Origin of the sequence: Vibrio porteresiae DSM 19223, from assembly GCF_024347055.1 — a bacterium.
In the GTDB taxonomy this organism is placed as follows: domain Bacteria; phylum Pseudomonadota; class Gammaproteobacteria; order Enterobacterales; family Vibrionaceae; genus Vibrio; species Vibrio porteresiae.
Map to the genome: position 1 here is coordinate 109,630 of NZ_AP024896.1, position 20,258 is coordinate 129,887.

Consider the following 20,258-nt stretch of genomic DNA (forward strand, 5'->3'; position numbering starts at 1 on the left):
TCTATTGTTGGTACATCATTACTTGTTCTTGCCATTGACGCGCCAACTGGCGAGACGATTTTTCCCAAGCAGTAAAGTCTTTAATAGGGTGAACATTTTTGTATTGTTCGTTTGGTAGCAATTTCGCTTGAATCGATTCAGGTAATTTTACATTAGTGCGAATAGGGCGGGCGTAGCCTTCAGCCAAGTTGATTTGGCCAGCATCACTAAAGATGTATTCGCGAGCCAATTTAGCCGCATTAGGATGTTGAGCGTATTTATTGATAAGCGTTGCGTAGCCAGAAATGATTGAACCTTCTTTAGGAATGCTCACGCTAAAACGGTCGTGATCAATTTGGTCACGGTAGTTTAGTGCGTTGAAATCCCACATGATAGCGACTTCAATTTCCCCTTTTTCTAGGTTAGCTACCGAAGGATCGGCAAGTGATAAACGACCTTGTTTTGCCAGTTTGGCGAAGAAATCCATACCCGGTTTTAGGTTCTTTTCACTCCCACCAAATGCCATTGCTGCCGCGAGAATGGCGTTGTTGGCTTGCGCTGCAACACCCACGTCACCGACTGCTACTTTGTAGTCGCCATCGAGCACATCTTGCCAAGATTTTGGAGCATTCTTAACCAGTTTATTGTTCGAGATAAAAGCGATCGTGCCTGTATAGCCAAGTGCCCAGTAACCCTCTTTGTCTTTAGCCCAATCAGGAATGTCATCCCAAGTGCTGGGTTTGTAGGGTTGTACGACACCTTTGCTTACCGCAACTTTGGCAAAAGCGAAACCAACGTCACCGATATCCGCCGTCGCATTTTTCTTTTCAGCAGCAAACTTAGCAATTTCTTGGGCCGAGCTCATATCCGTATCTTGGTGTTTTAAACCGTATTTGGTGTTGAGATCTTGCCAGGTACCTTTCCAGTTCGCCCAAGAATCTGGCATGCCAACGCTGTTGACTGTGCCTTCTTGCTGAGCTTTTTGGATTAACGTTGTGACATTATCTTCAGCGTGAGCGGAAGATATCAGGCTAAAAGCCAGTAAACTGGCCGTAAACAGTGTGTTTTTCATGATAGTCGCCTTCCATTGGACTAGTTCAGTTTGTTCCTTTTTTACACTATAGAACGATTGTGACAGGATTAGTGCGTTTTTATTAAGCGAAAATGAAGATGAACTGATTAAAATTCATTCTAATCTAGCGTTTCATATAACTTATACAAGAAAGTCATATAAGAATTATAAATTATCTATATTATTAGAACATGAGTCTGGACTAGGTCAGGATGGAGATGGTGTTATCAACAGGCGCGCCAGCCAAAATTAGAGATGTAATACGTGAGCGAATTATTTCAGGCGGTATGACATCAGGTCAGAAACTGCCCTCAGAGCGTGAGATGACGGAGCTGTTCTCCACCACGCGCGTCACCTTAAAAGATGCCTTAGTGGCGTTAGAAACAGAAGGTTTGATTTATCGTGAAGAGCGACGTGGTTGGTACATTTCACCGCCGCGTATTCGCTATAACCCTTTGTCGCGAAGCCACTTTCACAAAATGATTCAAGAGCAGCAAAGAATCGCTGAGACAAAAATTATTTCGGTAAGAACAGATATTGCCCATGGCGAAATCGCTCAAGCGTTAGAACTGCGAACCTTTACGCCGGTACACATCATTGAACGCTTACGTTATATCGATGGTCGGGCAGTACTGTTTGTTGAAAACTGTCTGATTGAAACCTTATTTCCAGGCATATTGCAGCAAAATATCGCTGCTTCATTGACCGAGCTCTACTCTCGTCACTACGGCTATGAGACTCAGCGATCTCGTTTTCAAGTGATTCCAACCGCAGCTCCTGCTCATGTTGCCAAGGCGCTCAATTTGGCAGCAGGTCAGCCTGTACTCAAAATTTGTCGAGTTAACTATAAAAGTGATGGGCAGATTATGGATTGTGAGTTTGAATATTGGCGCCCTGATGCGGTGATGATCACCATCGACAGTCAGGGCGATATCTACTGATTACTCAGCGGTGGCTAACTGTGGTTGTTTTAGAGATTCAAGAACCGCAGTGAGGGATGGCAATACGGTATGACCTAGCTGTTTTATCTCTTCAGTCGGTGCAACAAGATCAGGAATCTGGTAGGTGATCATGTTCGCTGCGACGGCCGCTAACACACCATTATTGGAGTCTTCAAACGCTAAACACTGGCTTGGTTCGACATTGAGGCGCTTAGCTGCGAGTAGGTAGATTTCTGGATCCGGTTTACCGCGTTTGACTTCACAACCTGTGCTGTAAGAATCGAAGTATCGATCTAATCCTGCCAGTTTCAATTTTATTTCGGCGATCTCTTTACGCGTTGAGGTGGCGACTGCGGTCGGAATGCTGTTCGATCTCAACCATTTCAACAAGTCGATAACCCCATCTTTTACTGGAATCGCTTGAGTGGTCACGACGGCATCATAACGAGAACGCCATGCTTCATGCAGTACTGGGTAATCAAGTTCTGGACCATAACCATCGCGTAGCACCTGTTCGATACCGGCCGCGTTTCGACCGATGATATTAAGATACACATCGGATAAAAAAGGTACGTTAATCGCATTGCAGGCTTGCTCAAAGACGCGCATACATACACGTTCAGTATCGAGTAGCAAACCATCCATATCGAAAATTGCTGCTTGGAATTTCATAACACCAGTATAGATAGAAGAATTTGGTGAACATTGTCACATAAAGTGCTCGTTAAAGAAACGACAAGACACCCCGGAAGGTGTCTTGATGTAGGAGATAATCTCAATGTTAAGCCACGCTTTGGTCGTATTGGGCTTCCAGTTGGTTCGCTTTTTGGAACAACGGCAATGCCGCTAGATTCACATAGTAACGTTTCAAGTTAGGGTAGTTATCGAGCTGTCCAAGCTGCGATAATACTTCAGGAATGAAGGACATCATTATATCAGCCCCAGTTAACTTGTTAGCGACAAGGTAGGTTTTGTCTTGAAGCTCTTGGTTTAAGTAGCCAACCACTTTTTCTAATTCGATTTGTGAGTACTTGTCGAGAAATTGAGTTGGAGAACCATCTTTCGCCAAAAAGATTTTTAACAGTAGCGGCAGCATAGCCGAGCTCTCTGCGAAGTGCATCCATTGTAAATAAATCGCGTAATCTTGTGTGCCGCGCGATGGAGCAAGTTTATCGCCAGCATACTGGTCGATGAGATACTCAGTAATCGCCCCAGACTCTGCTAAAACAAAACCATCTTCGTCAATCACCGGAGATTTTCCCAATGGGTGAATCGCACGCAGTTCTGCAGGGGCAAACTGGGTCTGGCTATCGCGTTGGTAGGCTTTAATTGAGTAATCAAGCCCTAACTCTTCAAGTAACCAAATGATACGTTTAGAGCGAGATTTATTAAGGTGATGTAGGGTTATCATGAATTAAGCCTCGATAGGTTGATTAATTTTAACGACCAGTTTGCCAAAGTTTTTCCCTTCCAATAAGCCCATAAAAGCTTCTGGAGCGGCAGCTAGGCCCTCAACCATTTGCTCTTTATATTGGATTTTTCCCTGTGCAACCCATTGTCCCATTTCTTGGGCAAACTCTGGGTAACGATGGCCGTAATCATCAAAAATGATGAAGCCTTGTACTTTTACGCGTTTGATGAGCAGCAAGCCCATGAGTTTTGATAGGCGATCTGGGCCTTCAGGTAGGCTAGTGGCGTTGTATTGAGACACTAAGCCACAAAGAGGAATACGTGCTTTAGCATTAAGTAAAGGCATCACTGCATCAAAGACTTTTCCGCCGACGTTCTCGAAGTAAACATCAATGCCTTGAGTACATGCAGCCGCTAAATCTTGCGCGAAAGTAGGAGACTTGTGGTCAATACACGCATCAAAACCTAACACTTCTGTCGCGTAACGGCACTTCTCTTCACCACCTGCGATGCCAACCACGCGACAACCTTTGAGCTTGCCTATTTGCCCCACGGTTGCACCCACAGGTCCAGTTGCTGCTGCAACTACAATCGTTTCACCTTCTTGTGGGGCGCCAATGTCTAGCAGTCCCATATAGGCTGTGAAGCCTGGCATACCAAGAATTCCTAATGCATAAGACGGCAGTTCTGGGTGATGACCTAATTTTAATAATCCTTCACCATTTGAAATGGAATAACCTTGCCAACCTGAATAAGACAACACCCATTCACCGACAGAAAAATCATCATTTTTTGATTGCTCAACCTGACAAACGGTACCACCCACCATGGTTTCGTTTAGAGCAACGCCTTCTGCGTATGATTCAGCATCACTCATGCGACCACGCATGTACGGGTCAAGAGATAAGTAGATCGTTCTAAGCAGAACTTCGCCTTCATTGATATCTCGAACGGGAGTGGATTCGAGACGAAAGTTGGCTTGCGTTGGTGCACCAACAGGGCGAGATGCTAAAACGATGCGTTGATTTTGAATACTGCTCATAAATGAGTCTCCTTTATTAGACCGGTCGTCTAGTTGTGTGGGGTAAAAAATCCGCTTTTCAGCGGATCAAAATTTAATTACCGTTGAGCCATTGCTCAGTGGTTTGCAATGCCAGTTGTAAACTGGAATCATCTTGGCGAATCTTATTCATTAAACAGGCTCCAATCCAAAGATCGTATAGCCGTTCAGCAATCAAAACACTCTCTTTGACATTGATATCTTTGGATTTTATCCCTTGTTCAATACAATCAGCGATCATTGCAATAATCTTGTTAGTGCCTTTAAGAAACACTAACCGCATGGGTTCCGAAAGATCGGTGACTTCACCAGCCAATTTGACGACTAAGCACTGCCCTTGATCACATTGATTACTGTTGTGTTCAGCCCAGTAATGCCAGTAGCGCATGATGCGTTGATAGAAATTGCCATCTGAGTGGTAAAACAGGGCATCGAGTTTTTCGACATAGCGAGTGAAGTAATCTTCCAGCAACGCTTCGCCAAATTGTTCTTTAGATTGGAAATAATGATAAAAGGATCCCTTGGGTACATCGGCATTCTTTAATAGCTCTGCCAGTCCCATCCCGGTGAATCCTTTTTTAGCGACAAGTTGATAGCCTACGTCGAGGATATGTTGTCGAGTATCGAGTGTTTTACTGTTCATGTGGGTTACTATAGTGGAAAATAGACCAGTCGTCTAGTCGAGTTTGATCAAAAGATCTCTTCCTGTTGAGAAAGAGATCTTAAGGTAAATCTGGCGACGTATGTTATTGCTGGGCTGGAATGTACCAAGATTGGAACAAGTATTCAGCCAAAATCTTTTTCTGTTGTCCCCATTGATCTGCAATACCGATGCCAATCCCAACTATCTTTCCTTGGGCATAAGGTGGTTGTTGTTGTAGCTTCTCGGCAAATTCGCTCAGCTTGGGATTGGTTTCCTGTGCTAACAGCGTAAGGTGTGGTTCAAAATTTTGGAACACATTGGGACTGCCATAGCGGATAAAGGCTTGTTCTTTATTAGGATAGGATTTTGCCCAATCAGGTATAGCAGCAGACGTATCGCGTAATGGGGCAACGGCCAAAGTCACTTCATCTGCTAAGCGTTGCAGCTCTGTGGAATCGTCCACATTAATAAAAGCCCAATGATCGTTGGTGACGGTCGCTCCGTTGGCGGTAATCGGAAATGCCTGATGAGTCGTGGCAAGTTTTTCGATGATGCTTTTTATTTCTGCTTCTGCTTGTTTAGGAAAGGAAGTGAGGTAGAGCGTAATGTGAGTCGGTTTGCCTTGGTCATAGAAACTTTTCATTCCGTAGCTATTCAGGTTTTGGCTGGTGTCTTCTACGACATTGACTATCTCATTGGAGGGGATCGCAAAAATATCGATACTCTCTTGATTGGGGTTAGCAAAAATGGGGGCTGAAAAGCAAGCCGTAAGGGTGAAGGCAGGAATGGTAAACCGGGACGATCGGGAAAATAGCATGACAAAATATCTCTCTTACTCAATGCATGGATTCTTATGCATCATATTGAACTATCTGGATTGACGTAAGAGTAATCGATTCCTTTTCTTGGTTTATTATTCTGAGATAATTATTTATCAACTAGTTGTTACATAAGACATTTCTAAATAACCTGTCATTGAATGCGAAGCTTAGCTATACGTAAGTTTTGCTCTTGGATCCGCAGTGTTAGCGTGTGTTCACCTGGAGATATTGTCTTGTGCGTGGAGAGATTGAACCATGTTGGCGAAGTGGCTTTGGGTAGCACCGCAAGCTGCCAAGTTTCATCATCCATTTTGTACTCCACATTGGTTTTATCTTGGCTTTTATAATTGAGAGCAACCGATGCTGAGCGAGATATCTCGCTGGTAAAAGCAAATTCCGTTGTTGCTCCTCTTTCACCGTTAAGCAAGATAGTGGTAGATGAGTTATCGACTTGGTGGTGAAATCCACGTAGCCGCTGTGCTTGGAATGAATTAATTGTAAAAGGAATCTTATAAAGAGAGTTAGTGTTGGGTAGCTGAGTATAGAGCTCACCTAAAGGATTCCAATGATTTCCAGTGAGCAAATCAGCTTGCCGTGGTTGTGCAACCTTTCCACTGCGAGCAACAAACCACGCGTAGCGAAAAACAAACGGTTGTTCTTCTAGCCAACGTACCGTTTCTGCCATAAAGTCCATCTGCTGTGATTGGGTTTCTTTGCGTTTACCTAAATTGAGATTCCATTCGGTTAGCCAAATAGGTTTTTGATAACGCTGGTAAAATTTACTGACATAACGTTTCACCGCTTCAGGGGTACTCATATAACTGTGTACGGCGAGATAATCCACCCGACAGTGAGGACACTCTGCAAAGAAGCTGTCTAGATAAGCAAACGGGCTACTATCTTGTTTGGTACCTGGAATATCAACATCTCCTGGGCTGTAGTTAACGGCGGGAGCAATAATTTTAAGATGGTATTGATCGGCGATGGTTTCGATCTTTGGCCATAACTTTGCCGCTTGTTTAGGCGTTAAGTTGGCTTGATGACGAAAATTAGGTTCGTTGAAAGCTAATAGGTATTTTACTTTGGGGTGATGGCTCAAATATTGACGCAATCTTTTCTCGTTAAAGTTGCCTCCCCAAACCATGGGGACAAACTCTGGAGCATTCGCCACTTTATCGACTGCAAGCCAGCCATCAGGAGCGACTTTCCAGTTGTAATACCAAGCGACATTATTGGAGAGCAGCTCTACATCTGAAGCGGAAGGCCTTGCAATACCAATGCCGCGCTTATCGGAAAGAGCGGCACTGGCCGTAATAGGCAGTAGGCTTGCAATTAAAGCCAGACGCGCTGCGTATCTTAAAGTCATCCCTTTGCTCCTTCCCTGCATCTCTTCGCTCGTCAACATACCTGGCCATATCGTTCTTACAGCACTCGATACAGAATAAGGTTTAAAAATGAGATGCTTGTCAGGAGTTTGTTACGCTTACTGGTGTTTGTCTATCGATTTTAAAAATCGGGCTTAGCGCAAAACGTCATCAGTTCACGAGTATAGGGATGAGTGAAACTCAACTGCTCTGCATGCAAATGCAGTCTATTGGCTTTCGTGCCGTACAAGTCATCACCTTTAATTGGCAAGTTGAGTCCATCATGGTGCGCGCAATGCACACGTAGCTGGTGGGTGCGGCCGGTATGTGGGTAAAGGTTCACACGACTTGAACCATCACTCTCTTGCGCGATACATTCCCAAGTGGTTAGAGCGGGTTTACCGTGTTCGACACAGACAATTTGGCGTGGTCTATCATCAAGGTCACCTCGCAGTGGTAACGTGATTTCACCGTGTGTTTCGTTTAATTTTCCGCTCAGTACCGCCACGTAACGCTTTTTCACTTGACGTGTGATGAACTGCTTTTGCAGTTGTTTGTTAGCACGTTTAGTCAGTGCAAATACCAGTAAACCGGAGGTCGACATATCCAAACGGTGCAATACAAACAGTCCTTCTTTATCGGCGAACTGTTCTGCAAGGCGAGTTGCCACTGAGTCTTTGATATGGACTCCGGGCACGGAAAGTAACCCAGCGGGTTTGTTGACAACAACAATTGCTTCATCTTGATAAATGATGTCAATTTCTTTGTCTTGAGCTGGATTTTGTAATAACGGATTATCATCCAACTCTAATCCTGCGAGCATATGCGAAAGAATCGGGAAACACTTGTTTTGGCAAGCAGGATAGTACTTTTGATGCTGGCGAATTTCTGATTTTGGCGATTTTCCCCACCAAAATTCAGCCATACAAATCGGGGTAAGTTGATGTTGAAACGCATATTGCAACAACTTAGGCGCAGCACATTCACCTGATCCAGCCGGAGGTGTTAATTTGGGAAAAGCAGCAAAAATGTCTAACAGGGATTTCTCATCGCCAGCCTCATTGAGAAAACGATACTGTTCAAACAGATGCTGCTGCAGCCGAGCAGAACGATCTTTCCGCTCCTGTTTTAACGCTAAGAGCTGGTTTTCGAATGCCTCAATGTCGGCTCGAACATCATCTTGGCTTTGTTGCCACTGGCTTTTTAGGTCCTGCTGCCGACGTTTTTCCAGCACGCTTTCACGAGCCAGTTGTTCAAGACGTTGTTCATTTTGCAGACTGTGTTCACTATTCGCGATGACTTCGCGCTCAGCTTTACGAGCTTTTCTTTGCTCAATAATCGATAAACGTAAAGCTTCTATCTCTTGCTGAGCTTGGGTTTCAAGTTCGTGTCGTTGCTGTTTCAACTGATCCAGTTTTGGGCTTTGTTCTAACGACTTTACCTGATGGTTAATCACGGCAATTTCATCGGCTTTTTGACGAAATAGAGTCGCATCTGCAAGGCGATCGTAAACTGGAGGAACAAATCCTGGTTGGATTAGCTTATCCGCAAGTAATCCAGAGAATGCCGCCAAATATCCCAGCACTCCTTGAGAGTTTTGCACCACCAGTACACCAAACATTTTGCCATTGGCTTCATCGCTGTTGTTATCTAAGTGGCCTTCATGATCTAAGCCAAAGGGATGTGACCAATCGGTTTGCTCAAGCAAATATTGTTGCAGCTGTTTAGCGGCAATTTCGCAAAGTGGATGCGGTTCATAACAAAACGGATAGGTAAATCTGTCCGGTAGTGCGATCGCTGAAACATCAGATTGGAAAGGCGTGAAACAGGTGTTGTTATATTGCATGGCGTAATAGTAGGCACTGGTGGTTTAAACGCTGGCATTGTACCGATGCAAGATCGAAATGCCAGAGGATTTAAATTTATCGTTTGGCGACTTTACTTTGATTATCAAACTAACTAGACTTTGGAAAATTTGATAATCAAAGTAATTAACTATGACTACTTCGCTTTGTTCGAAATCACATACCTTTTCGTATAGTAATACCGAAGGGGAAAAGCAAACCTTCTATGTTTTGTTATTGACTGTCATTACCATGGCCGTGGAGATAACGGCTGGCTCTCTATTTGGTTCTATGGCTCTTCTGGCAGACGGTTGGCACATGGGCACACACGCAGCGGCTTTCTGTATCACTCTCTTTGCACTGCGTTATTCACGCAAAAATCAGGACTCTCGTCTTTACTCTTTTGGTACTGGCAAAGTAAGCGTATTGGGAGGGTTTACTAGCGCGATAGGATTAGAAATTGTCGCCTTACTCATGGTGGTGGAATCGATCCATCGTTTGTTTAGTCCGCAAACTATCGAATTTAATGAAGCAATTTTTGTTGCCGTGATTGGCTTGACAGTCAACATACTGAGTATGTTTCTGCTGCATGACCATCATGACCATCATGACCATCATGACCATCATGACCATCATGACCATCATGACCATCACTCTGAACACGAGCATGAACACCACCATGAAGACCACAACATTAAGGCAGCGTACATGCATGTTTTGGCGGACGCGTTAACTTCGGTATTAGCGATTGTAGCTTTGATTGTGGGCAAATATCTGGGGTGGGTGTGGCTTGACCCTGTGATGGGCATTGTTGGAGCCTTGGTGATCACGAAATGGGCCTGGGGGCTTGTTCGTCAAACCTCACCGATTTTGCTTGATGCCCAAGTCGATGAAAAATATGAACAACGTATTTTGCAAAAAATCACCCAGAGTGGGGCAACAGTCAAGGACTTACATATGTGGAAAGTCAGTGCTAACCACTATGCAGCCATGATGACATTGACTTCACGTGATGGAAAGGATGTCGCCTTTTTTAGACACGAGCTGGAAGAATTTGATAAGATCAGCCACTTAACAATTGAGGTACAGCCATTAGGCAGGTAAAAATGCAGCAATTAGCCGACTTAAACAATTTGCTTACTGAGTTCTACGACAAGATGTCGTCGTGGGAGCAAGCGGTCGTAAAAGAGACCCAATTCTCTCTTGCACAAGTTCATACCCTAGAAGTTTTGGGAAGCCATGGAGCGATGCGTATGAAAGAGTTGGCTAATCGTCTTGGCATAACTACCGGAACATTGACTGTACAAGTGGATAAGCTTGTCAAAGCTGGCCTGATTGAACGCCACTCTTTAGAAGGCGACCGCCGTTCAATTTTGGTTGAGCTAACAGAGGCAGGTCATCAGGTATTTCAAACACATAATGTTTTGCATCTTCAGTTAACGGAAGATCTTACTCGGCATTTCACGCCTGAGCAGCAACAAGCATTGAGCGAAATGCTACGCAAAATGAACCAAGAGTTCTAATCCCCTTCCTTTTGTTTTGTCACAGTTCACTTTTGAATAGAGTGGACTTGTGACATACGTCATTTCTATAAGCCAAATTTGATAGTAAGTCATACATGTTGATGATGCGTGACGAATGGTCTTTGTTATACACCTCCTATTCATTATCTGAATGGTTATTTGATTAAACGTCATTGCGCTATATTTTATGGTTAAATGTGATATTCCTCCATTTGCTAATCTTCTATTTGTCAGGTTTTTGTCAAATTAGTGATCTTGTGTCAGGAGAATGTTTAGTTCTGTAGAAATATTGCAGTAACACTTAAGAGGTGTTTCTAAGAATAGCAGGTAAATATTTGCTCATTTTATATTTATTTAAAATACTGAAATCGAAATAAATAATTAAGTTCTGACAATAAAATTACAAAGTAAAAAAATAGTCAAAACTGAGTATTTGGAATATCTGTCTCAAAATTTATATATTACCTTAAATGAAGTGATTATTTTTTGATGATTTTGATCCATTATGTGTCCTCGTTACTTAGTGGAACTATTTATCTCGAAAGGTAAATGAAATCGATGACCAACTATGACTAAAAAGACTTGGCATTGAGGTGAATTAAGTAGAGTAAACAAAGTTGTGGTTCAGATAGTTGCATGGCTAGGCAGCGCTGAATCGCACCAATGAGGCAAACATCAGTACGATGGATTTGCCATTGCTAGATACCAATCTCACATATTGAAAACAAAGGCTTACGGAGAATTGATATGAGCAACATCAGAGCATGGCGTAACGATAACGCCCTGAGCTACAAAGTAAAATTCGGTTAGAAAATCGGCTTTCATACAAACCCGAAACGACGATATACCTACGGTAAGTTGTCGTAAACAGAGAAGATTTTCGTATTAACTGAAGGTGAATGTAGTGTCTTTAACAGCAAAACAATTTGTAGCGACTTGGCTTCTCCTTTTTGGTGTTGCTGGCTCATGTGTCGCTGCAGACGCTCAAAATGCGCAAAGCGCTTATGAAATGAATCAGATGACGGCATCTCAAGCTTATCAAGAAGGTAAGTTATTGAGAGCGCAGCTAAAAAATATGAAAGCGCGTCCGTTTTTGAAGTACGCAGCGGACAAAGGTGATGCACAAGCGGCCTATTTGTATGCGATGGAATTGTCCAATTACAACACGACGATTCGCACGCCACCCGAAGCGCAAGAGTACCTGCTAAAAGCAGCACGTGAGGGCAATCGTCAGGCTATGCAGCACCTTTATCTAAAAGGAGATTGGCTGCGTATCCGCGAAAGAAAATATTGGCAAAATCATTACCATGACTCATTGGTGACACTCGGTCAAACTGAGCCAGCCCAGGCTCTGTATGGCTTAGCGCAGTATTACCAAAGTACCGACCAAGAGCTGTCAGAGTACTACTTAGACAAATCTGTGGCGTTTGATGTGCCTCGAGCTTTGATGCAAAAAGCCGCTGAATTAGAAAATGGAGAAGGTACGTATTTACTACCTGGTGGTCGTGATAAAGCGGTGAGTAAGTTATACGAACAAGCGGCAAATACCGGTTATATGCCAGCCATTCGTAACTACATCCAACGATTGGAAGATCAGCACAACTATCAAGAAGCATTTAAATGGCGCGAGAGAGCAATCGAAGAAGGGGACTTAACCTCTTTAGCTGCCGTGGCCATTATCTTGAGTGGATACAGCAGTAACTATGCTTTTGTGCAAGAAGATTTAGCCAAAGCAAAGGCTTACTACGATGTGTATTTAGAAACTGCAGGGTCCGATAGATTAGATGTTCTATACCAGAATGTAGAGCGTCACTATGCAGATATCATGAAGACAATATCACCGAAAGACATTGAAAAGTCACAAACAATTGAAGCGCAATTGAAAAAGAAGAATACGTTTTATAACCACGATCTTTATTGGGATATTTAACCGGATGGTATGAGGTTAATTTGTACCATCCGGATATTAAACTGTATTAGTAGTAAGGCTATTTTTGGAAACTAGATCATGTTTTGCTAAATTGATGTGATGCGTTTCTGCTTTGAGTGAATAGAATAGCCGGGTAAAAAGTTGCTTGGGCGTTGAATAAATACTCTATAGGTTGTATATTAATCAGCGAACTTGTTAAAAATTAAAATATTAAATAAGTAATCGTACTGGCTTAATCTTAAATATAGATAATAAACTTTCGGTAGTTACATAAATTAATCGGCTTAAAACTACTGATATTTGTACGGTTATATTAAATAAATTTGATAGATAAATAACGTCAGATTATGTACGGGTTTTTGGTTACTCATACATAGTCGCATTCATTAACAACGATTGGCATAGGTAGTGGAGACATAACATGTCTAAAGAAGGAAGTGTAGCTCCTAAAGAGCGGATTAATATCAAATATGTTCCGGCAACGGGAGATGCACAGGCTGAAGTGGAATTACCACTTAAAACCTTAGTAGTGGGCGATTTCAAAGGTCATACCGAAGATACCCCACTTGAAGAACGTACCACCGTTTCTGTTGATAAAAACAACTTTGAAGCAGTGATGCGTGAAAGCAATCTAAAACTAAGCACTACAGTGAAGAATAAGCTGACAGACGAAGAAGACGCTGAGCTTCCAGTTGAAATCAGTTTCAAATCTCTTGCTGATTTTGCTCCTGACTCGGTAGCGTCTCAGGTTCCTGAATTGAAAAAGTTAATTGAGTTGCGTGAAGCACTTGTTGCTCTAAAAGGCCCGCTAGGCAACATCCCAGCGTTCCGTGAGCGTTTGCAAGATCTTCTTAACTCAGAAGAGTCTCGTGAAAAGCTACTAGCTGAATTGAATTTAGTTAGCACTGAGCAAGAGTGATTTATCGCTCTAACTTGACTTAATACTTTTGTCATAAAATCTACTTCAGGAACAAAAACTATGTCTACGACAGATTCAGTACTAGAGAATGGACAGCTAGCTGCGACAGGTAGCTTACTCGACGAAATCATGTCTCAAACACGCATCGCACCAAGTGAAGAAGGTTACGATGTCGCGAAAAAAGGCGTTGCTGCTTTTATCGAAAATCTAATTGGTTCTGATCAAACTGCTGAACCAGTCAATAAATCTCTTGTTGACCAAATGTTGGTTGAACTGGATAAAAAAATCAGTGCTCAAATGGATGAGATTCTACATAACGAATCTTATCAACAACTTGAATCTTCATGGCGTGGTCTTAAACTGTTTGTTGACCGCACTGATTTCCGCGAAAACAACAAAGTTGATATTCTTCATGTCACAAAAGAAGAACTACTAGAAGACTTTGAATTCGCACCAGAAACTGCACAAGCCGGTTTATACAAACATGTATACTCTTCTGGATATGGTCAATTCGGTGGTGAACCAACAGGTGCCATTATTGGTAACTACTCATTCACGCCATCGACACCAGACATGAAGCTGCTTCAGTACATGGGCGCACTTGGCGCTATGGCTCATGCTCCATTCATCTCTAGTGTTGGTCCAGAATTCTTTGGTATCGATTCATTTGAAGAACTACCAAACATCAAAGATGTAAAATCCATTTTTGAAAGCCCTAAATACACTAAATGGCGTGCACTGCGTGAGTCTGAAGATGCTCGTTATCTTGGTCTTACTGCGCCACGTTTCTTGTTGCGTGTTCCTTATGACCCAACAGAAAACCCAATCAAAACCTTTAACTACACTGAAAATGTAAGCGACTCTCATGAACACTATTTGTGGGGCAACACTGCATTTGCATTTGCAACGCGTCTAACTGACAGTTTTGCAAAATACCGTTGGTGTCCAAACATCATTGGTCCTCAAAGCGGTGGTGCAGTTGAAGATCTTCCAGTTCACGTGTTTGAATCAATGGGCGCTCTACAGTCTAAGATTCCAACCGAAGTGCTTATCACTGACCGCAAAGAGTTTGAACTTGCTGAAGAAGGTTTCATTGCCCTAACGATGCGTAAAGGCAGCGATAACGCAGCGTTCTTCTCTGCTAACTCAATTCAAAAGCCAAAAGTATTCCCGAATACGAAAGAAGGTAAAGAAGCAGAAACCAACTACAAACTGGGTACTCAGCTTCCTTACATGATGATCATCAACCGTCTAGCACACTACATCAAAGTGCTACAACGCGAACAAATCGGTTCTTGGAAAGAACGCCAAGATCTTGAACGCGAATTGAATGGTTGGATCAAACAGTACGTTGCAGACCAGGAAAACCCACCAGCAGATGTTCGTAGCCGTCGTCCTTTACGCGCAGCGAAAATCGAAGTTTCTGATGTTGAAGGAAACCCAGGTTGGTATCAGGTATCACTAGCTGTTCGTCCGCACTTCAAATACATGGGTGCTAACTTCGAACTATCTCTAGTAGGCCGTCTGGATCAGGCATAACTATGACTTACATTGCACCCGAAGAGAGTGCATTTGGAGTTGGCTTCTTCGAACGTTTAGAAGCCGGCTCTAGACCCATGTCATTGACCCAAGGTCCTGATGCATGGGATGTACTCGAGTCAGTTAAACGTAACGTATCGAATATTTTGAATACCAGAGTGGGTGGTTCTGAAAGCTCACCTCATCTTGGTTTAATCGATTTTAACGATGCAACCCTTGAAACCATGGATTTGTCATTACGGATAAGACTTGCGATTCAACACTGCCTACAGACGTACGAACCAAGATTAGCCAATATTCAGGTTCGAGCAGACAGTAATGAACGTGATCCGTTGTCACTAAGGTTCCACATCGTAGCCATGCTAAACAGTGAAGCCTTACATGACAAAGTGCAATTTAACTTGCTACTGGACCAAAACCGTCAATACCGAGTGTTCTAAATTATTATGACTCAAGATAAGTATTTCAGAGAAGAACTCGCCTTTTTGAAGGAGCAAGGGAAAGAATTTACTGAAATTCACCCGCAGTTAGCTCGCTTCCTTCATGGCCGCAATACCGATCCAGATGTGGAACGCCTACTTGAAGGTTTCGCATTCTTGACCGCGCGTCTGCGAGAAAAGGTGGAAGATGAGTTCCCTGAACTTACTCACTCGATCATTAATATGCTGTGGCCGAACTATCTTCGTCCCGTACCAAGCATGAGCATTGTTGCGTTTGATCCAGATAAAAGCGTTAGTGAAAAACAAACCGTCGTTCGTGGTACTCAATTGGATAGCAAACCTGTGTTTGGTACCAAGTGTCATTTTCGTACTTGCCGCGATGTTGAGCTTTACCCTTTACACTGTTTGAACGTGAGTGCTGAGCACTCAAGAGAGTCGACCATTCTTAGCCTAGATATGTCGATCAACGGTGATATCAGTGCTGGTGATGCAAAACTGGATACGCTGCGTTTTTACCTTGGTGGTGACAAATACAGTTCGCAGATGTTGTATCTGTGGCTCAATCACTATCTAGGCAAAATGACGGTTGAGGTAAATGGCGTCGAATTTGCTCTACCACGCAATGCCTTTGCAACGGTCGGTTTTGATAGTGATCAGGCGCTGTTGCCTTATCCAAAAAACGTCTATGAAGGTTATCGTATTCTGCAGGAATACCTCTCTTTCCCAGAAGCGTTTCATTTTGTGGATGTTAAAGGGCTTAATCAGGCGTTACCGAAGCAGGTTTGCGGTGAATTCACGCTAAAAATCTACTTCTCTAAGACATTACCGACGGATGTTCGTGTTCGTAACGACAATTTCCAACTCTACTGTACACCAGTGATCAACTTGTTTGAGCACGATGCAGATCCTATTGATCTGAATGGTAAAAAGACCGAATACCGTGTGATTCCATCGAGTCGTTATCCAGCTCATTACGAAGTGTTTAGCATTGATAGCGTGACTGGATGGCAAGATTCTATGGAATCAGGACGTCGAGTACGCGGTGAAAAACGAGTTTACTCTGCCTTTGAAAGCTTCCAACACGAAGTGGAACGTGCACGTAATCGTAAAGCCTTGTATTACCGCTCTCGCACTAAAGAAAGTATTCGTGGCGACGGTTTTGATTCGTTTATCTCGTTTGTCCGTAGTGATGAAACGGTATCGACCGGCGTCGATGAAGCGGTCTCTATTAAGCTCACTTGCACCAATCGCCTTTTGCCATTGGAGTTGGGTGTTGGTGATATTTGTGAGCCTACGGATACCTCTCCACCGTACGCTACATTTCGTAATATTTCAGTACCAACGCAATCTCTACGTCCTGTATTAGATGGCAGTTTGCTATGGACATTAATTTCAAACCTTTCGCTTAACTACCTCTCTTTGCTCTCTAAAGATGCATTGAGCAGTGTACTGCGTGCTTACGATTTTCGTGCGTTGGTCGACCGACAAGCGGAACGTATTGGTCGTCAGCGTCTGGAAGGCATTTTAAATATTGAGTCGAAGCCCGTCGACAAGATCCTACGTGGGTTACCTGTTCGTGGTTTGCAATCGACTTTATATGTCGATCAAACCAAATTCGGTTCGGAAGGCGACCTGTTCTTATTCGGAACTGTGTTGAGCCACTTTTTTGCCTTGTATGCGAGCATCAATTCGTTTCACGAATTGGTCATCGTGAATTTTACTAACCAAGAGAAGTACACATGGGGAACTCAGAGCGGAATGCAGCCGTTGATCTAACGCTTGCTGACGAGCAAATGCCCCAAACGCATTTGCCTGACAATGTGCGTTCGTACAACTTCTACCAATTGGTTGAATTGCTGCAAAAAGTGAACGAATTCAATCCAGAAGATGAGGAATGGGAACGTGAATGCCGTTTAGTATTCAGTGCCAATCCAAGTCTGGGATTTTCTCCATCCGATGTGATGTCACTGGATGAGAGAGCCGATGATCGCATGGTAATGCTAACGAACTTCTTTGGTTTGTCAGGTGCGCAATCACCATTGCCTGGTTTTATTACTGAGCAGCTAGCAACCGAAGATCCAGGTGGTTACAAACAGCCGTTTTTTGATTTCTTCAATAATCGGTTAATCAATCTGGTGTACCGCGTGTGGCGTAAATATCGCTACTACGTACGGTTCCAACCTGATGCTCAGGATGATTTTTCCGCTCAACTTTTTGCTTTAGTTGGGTTAGGTGATCCGAACTTACGTGGGGACGCACCAATTAACTGGTGCAAGATGCTGGCTTATTCGGGCACTTTGGCTGGACGAAGCCGCTCACCACAGGTGGTTGCTGGGATTATCGCACACTGTTTTGACCTTCCAGAAGTGGAGATTAGACTGTGGGTAAGACGCAAAGTGAACATTGGTAAAGAACAACAATGTGCTTTGGGCATGCAAAACGCGCAATTAGGTATGGACACCATCATTGGCGATACCGTAGTGGACTGTAATGGCAAATTCACTATTTGCATCAATAAATTAACGAGAGAGCGCTTTGCAGACTTTCTCCCTTCAGGCAAGGAATATCAACCGCTGTGTAAGTTGGTTGAAGTGATTTTGCGTGAACAAATGGCTTATGACCTTGAACTGACTATGGCTGAGGACGAAGCGCCAAAACTGGAGCTTGGTTCTGATAAAGGTATCGCCTTAGGTTGGACATCCTTCCTAGGCAGCAACGTTCAAGATCAACACGTATTAATTCAAGTGAGGCAATAACAATGAATCAAGCGGTACAGCCTTCACTCACTTTGTTAGTGACCAACGTACAGTTATTGGAATCGGGCCTAGCGGCTCAATCTACTTGGACTCCAGTGGGCGGCACGATTGGCTCAGACAGTTTTGCTACTTGGCGTTTAAAAGACAATCAAGGTCAGGTTCGCCCTGTTCACTGTGAAATTCTTATGGTCGATGGTGCTTTCTGTTTAAAAGATCGTTGTGGGGCAACCTACGTGAACGGTTCACATATGCCACTTGGGTTAAACAAGTTAGCAAAGTTGGCCCACAAAGATGAAGTGACGATTGGCCCTTATCAGATTCGCGTACTGCGTGGCACGGTGGCTGAAGATCCTACGTACGGTTCGTTAGATACCATGTTCAGCTCTGACGAGATTGATCTGCTGGCTGATGCTCCATTTGATGAAAACGAAGTTCAAGTGGACGAACACCGAATTGATGCCGATCCACTTATTGCATTAGATGCATTACAGACCAATGACGAAGAAGAAGAGTCGTTGATCGATGCACCTAAGGTTGAACGTAATGAAGAATCAGAGTCACTAGTGCCTGAGGATAACCTGGTTCTGAATGAATTAAGTTACACACCTCAGGCTGATAGCGATTTCGAAATGTCTTCATCAATCAGTTTAAAACGAATTTTAGGGTTTGGTTTGTGGAAAAAATCTGCGCCTAAACAAGAGGAAGTTGTGGCTAACACTCAAGTTGCAGAACCAACTCAACCAAACTCGGCTTACACACATAATAACGACACAACTATCAACAACGTATCAGAGGGCTCACCAATGGATGAAAAAGTATTGGATTTACTCGAGGAAGAAGTTGCGAAAAGCATCAATCCTGATCATATCGAACAGCGTCACACACCAGTAGAACGTTCTACCTCTACTTCTGGTGGTCAACACTTGCTAACTGGCCCAATGTTACAGGGCTTAGGTGTGGATCTTAGTGATGAGCATGATATGAAACGTATGCATCTTCTCTCTGAAGAGCTAGGTCAGTCTCTGCAAGCTTGTGTGAAAGGTTTGCTCGATCTTCATCAACAGGTGAGCGAAGGACGTTTTGGTACGCTAAATCGCAATCTTCAACCGATTGAAGATAACCCATTACGCCTAGGTCTTTCTTACGAAGAGACGGTACGCACTATGTATGACTCAGACAAGAGTATGGTGCACCTTTCTGCTCCTGCAGCAATCGAAGAAAGCTTGAAAAACGTTCGCGATCATAATGATGCGATGCAACATGCCACTTCAGAAGCTCTGACTCAAATTTTGGCAGCGTTCTCGCCACAAGTACTGATGCGTCGTTTCCAACACTACAGAAGAAACACCGATTCTCAACATACATCCGATCAAGCTTGGGCTTGGGAAATGTACTGCAGCTACTACCAGGAACTGACTTCAAATCGTCAACGTGGTTTTGAAAAACTGTTCTGGGAAATCTTTGAGCAAGCCTACGACAAGAAAATCCGTGAGAAGCAACTGGAGCTGTAATGGTGAAGAAACTGCTGTTATTGCTGTTTCCGCTCATCTTGTTGACTGCTTGTAGTAGCAGTGGCTCTTCTGAGAGTAGTGATGCAGAAGACGCATACAACCCAGCGAAACAGCCAACTAAGGTGACACTCAGCCTAGTTGCCGATGAAGGGGTTAACCCAAATATTTGGGGTGAAGCCTCACCGATTGAAATTCAGGTCTTTGAGTTACAAGACGATTCTATGTTTATGTCTGCGGACTATGACCAACTGAAAACAGACTACAAAAAGGCACTGCGCAGTAACTTCGTTAAAAGTTACGACTACGTATTGATGCCAGGACAGTTCAAGTTTGTGAACAGTTTTGAAGTGGACAAAAACACGCATTATATCGGTGTGATGGCGCACTTCGCTGATCCTGAATTGAGTGAGTGGAAGAAGGCAGTGAAAGTTCTCACTGTTGGCCGTGAATATCACATGCTGATGTTATTTAAAGATTATAACGTCAAGTTAGAACGGGTGGAGTGA

19 protein-coding genes are annotated in these 20,258 nt (G+C 43.4%); 11 read left to right on the top strand and 8 right to left on the bottom strand.

Annotated features, from left to right (window positions below):
* Position 1: 1 nt before the first annotated feature.
* The gene (locus OCV11_RS17105; RefSeq protein ID WP_261897236.1) at positions 2 to 1,051 is read right to left on the bottom strand and encodes an ABC transporter substrate-binding protein; all 1,050 of its coding nucleotides are present in this window, start codon (positions 1,049 to 1,051) and stop codon (positions 2 to 4) included.
* Positions 1,052 to 1,269: 218 nt separating this feature from the next.
* Here OCV11_RS17105 and OCV11_RS17110 point away from each other — a divergent pair, with 218 nt between their 5' ends.
* Positions 1,270 to 1,992: a UTRA domain-containing protein gene (locus tag OCV11_RS17110; RefSeq protein WP_373332838.1), complete on the top strand. Its 723-nt coding sequence runs from the start codon at positions 1,270 to 1,272 to the stop codon at positions 1,990 to 1,992.
* Here OCV11_RS17110 and OCV11_RS17115 read toward each other — a convergent pair whose 3' ends face one another.
* From OCV11_RS17115 to OCV11_RS17145, 7 genes are all read right to left on the bottom strand, one after another.
* Positions 1,993 to 2,664 (bottom strand): HAD family hydrolase, encoded by a 672-nt coding sequence (locus OCV11_RS17115; protein ID WP_261897238.1) that lies wholly within the window; start codon positions 2,662 to 2,664, stop codon positions 1,993 to 1,995.
* A gap of 109 nt (positions 2,665 to 2,773) precedes the next feature.
* Entirely contained in the window at positions 2,774 to 3,403 is a 630-nt protein-coding gene (locus OCV11_RS17120; protein ID WP_261897239.1) for a glutathione S-transferase family protein, read from the bottom strand.
* Positions 3,404 to 3,406: 3 nt separating this feature from the next.
* Entirely contained in the window at positions 3,407 to 4,444 is a 1,038-nt protein-coding gene (locus OCV11_RS17125) for an NADP-dependent oxidoreductase (protein ID WP_261897240.1), read from the bottom strand.
* Between the two features lie 73 nt (positions 4,445 to 4,517).
* Positions 4,518 to 5,105 carry a TetR/AcrR family transcriptional regulator gene (locus OCV11_RS17130; RefSeq protein WP_261897241.1) on the bottom strand — a complete coding sequence of 196 codons (588 nt, stop codon included), beginning with the start codon at positions 5,103 to 5,105 and terminating at the stop codon, positions 4,518 to 4,520.
* A 103-nt stretch (positions 5,106 to 5,208) separates the two neighbouring features.
* Positions 5,209 to 5,922 carry a 2'-5' RNA ligase family protein gene (locus OCV11_RS17135; RefSeq protein WP_261897242.1) on the bottom strand — a complete coding sequence of 238 codons (714 nt, stop codon included), beginning with the start codon at positions 5,920 to 5,922 and terminating at the stop codon, positions 5,209 to 5,211.
* 155 nt (positions 5,923 to 6,077) lie between these two features.
* Positions 6,078 to 7,292 (bottom strand): glycoside hydrolase family protein, encoded by a 1,215-nt coding sequence (locus OCV11_RS17140; protein WP_261897243.1) that lies wholly within the window; start codon positions 7,290 to 7,292, stop codon positions 6,078 to 6,080.
* A 140-nt stretch (positions 7,293 to 7,432) separates the two neighbouring features.
* A complete protein-coding gene (locus OCV11_RS17145; RefSeq protein WP_261897244.1) occupies positions 7,433 to 9,136 on the bottom strand; it encodes an RluA family pseudouridine synthase in 1,704 nt (567 codons plus the stop codon).
* A 151-nt stretch (positions 9,137 to 9,287) separates the two neighbouring features.
* Here OCV11_RS17145 and dmeF point away from each other — a divergent pair, with 151 nt between their 5' ends.
* The 10 genes from dmeF (at position 9,288) to tssJ (ending at position 20,258) form a co-directional block, all read left to right on the top strand.
* Positions 9,288 to 10,238 carry a CDF family Co(II)/Ni(II) efflux transporter DmeF gene (gene dmeF, locus OCV11_RS17150; protein ID WP_261897245.1) on the top strand — a complete coding sequence of 317 codons (951 nt, stop codon included), beginning with the start codon at positions 9,288 to 9,290 and terminating at the stop codon, positions 10,236 to 10,238.
* Positions 10,239 to 10,240: 2 nt separating this feature from the next.
* Positions 10,241 to 10,657, top strand: a complete 417-nt coding sequence (locus OCV11_RS17155) for a MarR family winged helix-turn-helix transcriptional regulator (RefSeq protein ID WP_261897246.1) — start codon at positions 10,241 to 10,243, stop codon at positions 10,655 to 10,657.
* Positions 10,658 to 11,666: 1,009 nt separating this feature from the next.
* Entirely contained in the window at positions 11,667 to 12,587 is a 921-nt protein-coding gene (locus OCV11_RS17160; RefSeq protein WP_373332842.1) for an SEL1-like repeat protein, read from the top strand.
* A 421-nt stretch (positions 12,588 to 13,008) separates the two neighbouring features.
* Positions 13,009 to 13,506 (top strand): type VI secretion system contractile sheath small subunit, encoded by a 498-nt coding sequence (gene tssB / locus OCV11_RS17165; protein ID WP_261897248.1) that lies wholly within the window; start codon positions 13,009 to 13,011, stop codon positions 13,504 to 13,506.
* A 60-nt stretch (positions 13,507 to 13,566) separates the two neighbouring features.
* Positions 13,567 to 15,045: a type VI secretion system contractile sheath large subunit gene (tssC, locus tag OCV11_RS17170; RefSeq protein WP_261897249.1), complete on the top strand. Its 1,479-nt coding sequence runs from the start codon at positions 13,567 to 13,569 to the stop codon at positions 15,043 to 15,045.
* A 2-nt stretch (positions 15,046 to 15,047) separates the two neighbouring features.
* Positions 15,048 to 15,485: a type VI secretion system baseplate subunit TssE gene (tssE, locus tag OCV11_RS17175; protein ID WP_261897250.1), complete on the top strand. Its 438-nt coding sequence runs from the start codon at positions 15,048 to 15,050 to the stop codon at positions 15,483 to 15,485.
* Positions 15,486 to 15,491: 6 nt separating this feature from the next.
* Positions 15,492 to 17,261, top strand: a complete 1,770-nt coding sequence (gene tssF, locus OCV11_RS17180) for a type VI secretion system baseplate subunit TssF (protein WP_261897251.1) — start codon at positions 15,492 to 15,494, stop codon at positions 17,259 to 17,261.
* Positions 17,225 to 18,241: a type VI secretion system baseplate subunit TssG gene (gene tssG, locus OCV11_RS17185; protein ID WP_261897252.1), complete on the top strand. Its 1,017-nt coding sequence runs from the start codon at positions 17,225 to 17,227 to the stop codon at positions 18,239 to 18,241. Before tssF ends, tssG begins: the two co-directional genes overlap by 37 nt.
* A 2-nt stretch (positions 18,242 to 18,243) precedes the next feature.
* Positions 18,244 to 19,752 (top strand): type VI secretion system-associated FHA domain protein TagH, encoded by a 1,509-nt coding sequence (tagH, locus tag OCV11_RS17190; protein ID WP_261897253.1) that lies wholly within the window; start codon positions 18,244 to 18,246, stop codon positions 19,750 to 19,752.
* Complete coding sequence (gene tssJ / locus OCV11_RS17195) at positions 19,752 to 20,258, top strand: type VI secretion system lipoprotein TssJ (RefSeq protein WP_373332839.1); 507 nt, start codon at positions 19,752 to 19,754, stop codon at positions 20,256 to 20,258. Before tagH ends, tssJ begins: the two co-directional genes overlap by 1 nt.

Coding starts and splice junctions, on each gene's coding strand:
- OCV11_RS17105 (WP_261897236.1), bottom strand. CDS start 1,051: ATGAAAAACACACTGTTTACGGCCAGTTTACTGGCTTTTAGCCTGATA.
- OCV11_RS17110 (WP_373332838.1), top strand. CDS start 1,270: ATGGTGTTATCAACAGGCGCGCCAGCCAAAATTAGAGATGTAATACGT.
- OCV11_RS17115 (WP_261897238.1), bottom strand. CDS start 2,664: ATGAAATTCCAAGCAGCAATTTTCGATATGGATGGTTTGCTACTCGAT.
- OCV11_RS17120 (WP_261897239.1), bottom strand. CDS start 3,403: ATGATAACCCTACATCACCTTAATAAATCTCGCTCTAAACGTATCATT.
- OCV11_RS17125 (WP_261897240.1), bottom strand. CDS start 4,444: ATGAGCAGTATTCAAAATCAACGCATCGTTTTAGCATCTCGCCCTGTT.
- OCV11_RS17130 (WP_261897241.1), bottom strand. CDS start 5,105: ATGAACAGTAAAACACTCGATACTCGACAACATATCCTCGACGTAGGC.
- OCV11_RS17135 (WP_261897242.1), bottom strand. CDS start 5,922: ATGCTATTTTCCCGATCGTCCCGGTTTACCATTCCTGCCTTCACCCTT.
- OCV11_RS17140 (WP_261897243.1), bottom strand. CDS start 7,292: ATGACTTTAAGATACGCAGCGCGTCTGGCTTTAATTGCAAGCCTACTG.
- OCV11_RS17145 (WP_261897244.1), bottom strand. CDS start 9,136: ATGCAATATAACAACACCTGTTTCACGCCTTTCCAATCTGATGTTTCA.
- dmeF (WP_261897245.1), top strand. CDS start 9,288: ATGACTACTTCGCTTTGTTCGAAATCACATACCTTTTCGTATAGTAAT.
- OCV11_RS17155 (WP_261897246.1), top strand. CDS start 10,241: ATGCAGCAATTAGCCGACTTAAACAATTTGCTTACTGAGTTCTACGAC.
- OCV11_RS17160 (WP_373332842.1), top strand. CDS start 11,667: ATGAATCAGATGACGGCATCTCAAGCTTATCAAGAAGGTAAGTTATTG.
- tssB (WP_261897248.1), top strand. CDS start 13,009: ATGTCTAAAGAAGGAAGTGTAGCTCCTAAAGAGCGGATTAATATCAAA.
- tssC (WP_261897249.1), top strand. CDS start 13,567: ATGTCTACGACAGATTCAGTACTAGAGAATGGACAGCTAGCTGCGACA.
- tssE (WP_261897250.1), top strand. CDS start 15,048: ATGACTTACATTGCACCCGAAGAGAGTGCATTTGGAGTTGGCTTCTTC.
- tssF (WP_261897251.1), top strand. CDS start 15,492: ATGACTCAAGATAAGTATTTCAGAGAAGAACTCGCCTTTTTGAAGGAG.
- tssG (WP_261897252.1), top strand. CDS start 17,225: ATGGGGAACTCAGAGCGGAATGCAGCCGTTGATCTAACGCTTGCTGAC.
- tagH (WP_261897253.1), top strand. CDS start 18,244: ATGAATCAAGCGGTACAGCCTTCACTCACTTTGTTAGTGACCAACGTA.
- tssJ (WP_373332839.1), top strand. CDS start 19,752: ATGGTGAAGAAACTGCTGTTATTGCTGTTTCCGCTCATCTTGTTGACT.